At 63.9% G+C, this 4,073-nt stretch carries 4 protein-coding genes; all 4 read right to left on the bottom strand.

The annotated features are described in order from the left end of the window. Window positions 1-76: 76 nt before the first annotated feature. Window positions 77-682, bottom strand: a complete 606-nt coding sequence (gene recR / locus EOA85_RS29380; RefSeq protein WP_095521133.1) for a recombination mediator RecR — start codon at window positions 680-682, stop codon at window positions 77-79. An 83-nt stretch (window positions 683-765) separates the two neighbouring features. Continuing rightward, a complete protein-coding gene (locus tag EOA85_RS29375) occupies window positions 766-1,671 on the bottom strand; it encodes a cell wall hydrolase (RefSeq protein ID WP_127212091.1) in 906 nt (301 codons plus the stop codon). A 269-nt stretch (window positions 1,672-1,940) separates the two neighbouring features. Continuing rightward, window positions 1,941-2,264 (bottom strand): YbaB/EbfC family nucleoid-associated protein, encoded by a 324-nt coding sequence (locus EOA85_RS29370; RefSeq protein ID WP_029356983.1) that lies wholly within the window; start codon window positions 2,262-2,264, stop codon window positions 1,941-1,943. Window positions 2,265-2,349: 85 nt separating this feature from the next. Continuing rightward, window positions 2,350-4,073: DNA polymerase III subunit gamma/tau (locus tag EOA85_RS29365; protein ID WP_127212090.1), on the bottom strand; the 1,724-nt coding region annotated here is incomplete at its 5' end.

Raw genomic sequence — 4,073 nt, 5'->3', positions numbered from 1 at the left:
CAGAAATACAATGTAGAGTATGCAAGGGCAGCGTTCCTTCGCAGTCATCTCAGAAGCATCCTTCCCGCCAGCCACGTCAAAACGCCGTCCGCGAGCGCAGCGCGGCGGCCAGCGTGCCTTCGTCGAGATAGTCGAGTTCGCCGCCGACCGGGACGCCATGCGCCAGCCGCGTTACTTTGATATCGAAGCCGGACAATTGATCGGTGAGATAATGCGCGGTGGTCTGGCCCTCGACCGTGGCGTTGAGGGCGAGGATCACCTCCTTGACCTCACCGTCGGCGACACGGTCGACCAGTGAACGGATGTTGAGCTGCTCGGGGCCGATGCCGTCGAGTGGCGACAGCGAGCCGCCGAGCACGTGATAGCGGACATTCATGGCGGCCGCCCGCTCCAGCGCCCACAGGTCGGCCACGTCCTCGACGACGATAAGCGTGCCGGCGTCGCGGCGCGGATCGGTGCAGATCATGCAGGGGTCGGACGTATCGACATTGCCGCAGGTCGAGCAGATGCGCACCTTGTCGACCGCCTCGCTCATGGCGGCGGCCAGCGGCGACAGCAACTGCTCCTTCTTCTTGATGAGGTGAAGCGCTGCTCGCCTGGCCGAACGCGGCCCAAGCCCCGGCACCTTGGCCAGGAGCTGGATCAGGCGTTCGATCTCGGGACCGGCGATTCGCTTCGACATCGCATCGGTTTATGATTTTTCCGCACGCTTTGGAACACTCCAGCGGGCAGCGGCCTATTCAACGCGTAAGGATGCTGCTGCCGTCAGTAGGCTTCCAGCGGCCGGCCCTGGCCGGCGATCATGGCGCCGATGGCGTCGGTGTTCTCGGGCGTCGATTCAAACGACATCGTCGGCTCGGCCGGCGCCGCCGGGAATGACGTGACAGGTTGCGCACCGGCAGTGCCGCCAAAACGGGCCGCGTCCGGCTCCTGCATCGGCTCTTGCATCGCCACAAGGGTCGCCTTCTCTGGCGTCGCCTTCTCTAGAGTAGCCTTTGCCGGTTGCGTTGCGACCGCGGTCACATAGGTTGCCTTGGCGAATTTTGCCTTGGCGACCGGAGCGGCGGAGGCCACGAGCGTCACAGGCGCTGCGCGCGCCGACCCCCGCGGCGTGGACTGTGCCACCGCGACCGTCGGCTCGTCCGGCAACGGTTTCCAGTTCCGGCCGCGCTTTTCATAGAAGGCGTTGCCGCCGGCAACCATGGTGTAGTGCATGTTCTTGTAGGGGAAACGCAGGCCGGCGGTGTGAAAGAACATCGTGTTCTTCAGCTTGGCCTTGCGCTCGCCCCTGAGCACCGCCTCGGCGGCTTCCTCGACATCGGGCATCGCCTTCGAATTCATCCGCCGTGTCATCACGCCCGGCGCAAACTGGCCACGCTCGCCAACCACCTGGCAGATGGTGTTGCCGTGCTTGCCGGAGCGCAGCCGGTTCATGACCACCGTGCCGACGGCAATCATGCCGTCGCGGCTCGACCGGTTGGATTCGAAGAACATCGCGCGCTGGAGGCACTCCTTGTCCTTCGCTGTGTGACGGTAAGGCCGGGATCTGACGGCATCGGTCAGGCTGGCCACCGACAGGCTGTGCGAGGTGGTCTGACTGCAAGCGGTCAAGAACAGCGGAGAGGTGATGACGCCGAGCAACAACGGCGTCTTCCATCGGGTCGCGATCAAAGATATCCCCTCATTCTGTCGCCAGCCCGCCCCTGGTTGCGGCAAGAATGAGACACTTTCAGGCAAAAAGATGGCTAAAGCGTTATTAAGTGCGCGGAGTTGCCGAATGGACACACCGGTGGAGCAAGCGACCGCCGAATCGCGGCACAGCACTCCACGCCACTATAACGGCATGGGTCCTATCCCGGGTCCTATCCTAGGATACCCACAGGGAGCCTTCCCCAAGGCTCGAGCAATGGGTTCAGTCGACCGGCATAGCTATCAACACCTTAGAACGGCAGCTTCATTCCCGGCGGTATCGGCAGTCCTGCGGTCAGTGCCTGGGTCTTTTCCTGCATCATCTGCTCGACCTTGGCCCTTGCGTCATTGTGGGCGGCGAGAAGCAGATCCTCCAGAATCTCGACCTCCTCCTCCTTGAACAGAGACGGGTCGATCTTCAGCGCCTTCATCTCGAATTTGCCGGTCAGCGTCACGCTGACCAGGCCGCCGCCGGCCTGTCCGGTGGCTTCCAGCGTGGCGATCTCGTCCTGCATGGCCTGGAACTTGGCCTGCATTTCTTTCGCCTTGCCCATCAGGCCGAGAAGATCTTTCATCGCTTGGTCCTCTACGATTGATCGTGTGTCTTTTGGTTGAGCATGATCTTCTCCGAAAACCGGCTCCCACTTTCGGGATCATGCTTTAGGTTTCGTCTTCGTCTGTCGCCGGCTCGATCGGAACCTCTGCCTCCACCGCATCGGCTTCCGGTGCGTCGGGAATGCGCACGTCGATGATCTTGGCGCCGGGAAAACGCGCCAGGATGGCGGCGACGGTCGGGTCGCTCTTGGCGTCGAGGAGGGCGCTTTCACGTTTGGTCGATTCCATCTCGGCCAGCGTCTGGCCGCCCTCTTCCTTCGACAGCGACACCAGCCAGCTGCGGCCGGTCCAGGCGCGCAATTTGGCGGTCAGGTCGTTGAGCAGCATCTTCGGCGCATCATCGGTCAGGCTGACGTCGATGCGGCCGGGCACGATGCGCACCAGGCGCACGCAGCGCTTCACCAGCACCTTGAAGGCCATGTCGCGCTGGGCGTCGGCAAGCGCGACGATGTCGGCCAGCGATTTCACCGGCACCGGCGGCGCATCCGCAACCGGCTCCGGAACGAAGGCTGCAGGCATCGCCGCGGGTTCGACCAGCCGCATGGTCTGCGCGCCGCCATTGGCCGTCGGCATCCGCGTTTGCGCCACAGCGCTGGCGCCGCCATTTCCGGGACTTGCTGGGCCGGGATTTGCGACGACAGAGCTTGCGGGCGCACCATTCGAGCGTGGCGCGCCGTTGGGCACCGACGCTCCGCTCTCCAGCGATTTCAGCGCCTCGTCCAGTGTCGGCAGGTCGGCGGCATGCGCCAGCCGGATCAGCACCATTTCGGCGGCACTGACCGGCCGGTTGGAGGACTGCACCTCGGGAATGCCTTTCAACAGCATTTGCCAGGTCCGCGACAGCACCCTGACCGACAGCGCCTTGGCGAAATCGGCGCCGCGCCGGCGCTCGTCCTCCGACAGCGACGCGTCCTCAAGGGCCGTCGGCACGAAGCGCAACCGGGTGACGAGGTGGTTGAACTCGGCCAAGTCGGTCAGCACCGTGGCCGGATCGGCGCCGGTATCATACTGGTTGCGGAACTCGGCCAGTGCGGACGCCACATCGCCTTTCATGACATGTTCGAACAGGTCGACAATGCGGGCGCGGTCGGCGAGCCCGAGCATGGCGCGTACCGCTTCGGCGCTGACAGCGCCGCTGCCATGGGCGATCGCCTGGTCGAGAATGGACAGCGAATCGCGCGCCGATCCTTCGGCCGCACGGGCGATCATCGCCAGTGCGTCGTCGTCGACCGCAATGCCTTCTTTGCCGGCGATCGAGGACAGATGTGCAACCAGCGTGCCAGCATCGATACGCCTGAGGTCGAAGCGCTGGCAACGCGACAGAACGGTGATCGGAACTTTTCTGATTTCGGTGGTGGCGAAGATGAATTTGACGTGCGGCGGCGGCTCTTCCAGCGTCTTCAGCAGGCCGTTGAAGGCCTGGGTCGAGAGCATGTGCACTTCATCGATGATGTAGACCTTGTAGCGCGCCGACACCGGGGCGTAACGCACGCGCTCGATGATGTCTCTGATGTCGTCGATGCCGGTATGCGAGGCGGCGTCCATCTCGATGACGTCGACATGGCGGCCTTCCATGATCGCTTGGCAATGCTCGCCCAGCACGGCAAGGTCGACCGAAGGCTGGTCGACGGTGGCGGTCTTGTAGTTGAGCGCCCGCGCCAGAATGCGCGCCGTCGTCGTCTTGCCGACACCACGCACACCGGTCAGCATCCAGGCCTGGGCGATGCGGCCGGTGGCGAAAGCATTGGTGAGGGTGCGAACCATCGGCT

This window comes from Mesorhizobium sp. M5C.F.Ca.IN.020.29.1.1 (genome assembly GCF_003997375.1).
In the GTDB taxonomy this organism is placed as follows: domain Bacteria; phylum Pseudomonadota; class Alphaproteobacteria; order Rhizobiales; family Rhizobiaceae; genus Mesorhizobium; species Mesorhizobium wenxiniae.
Note: the sequence above shows the minus strand (reverse complement) of the source record. Positions and strands in the feature narration are given on the sequence as shown.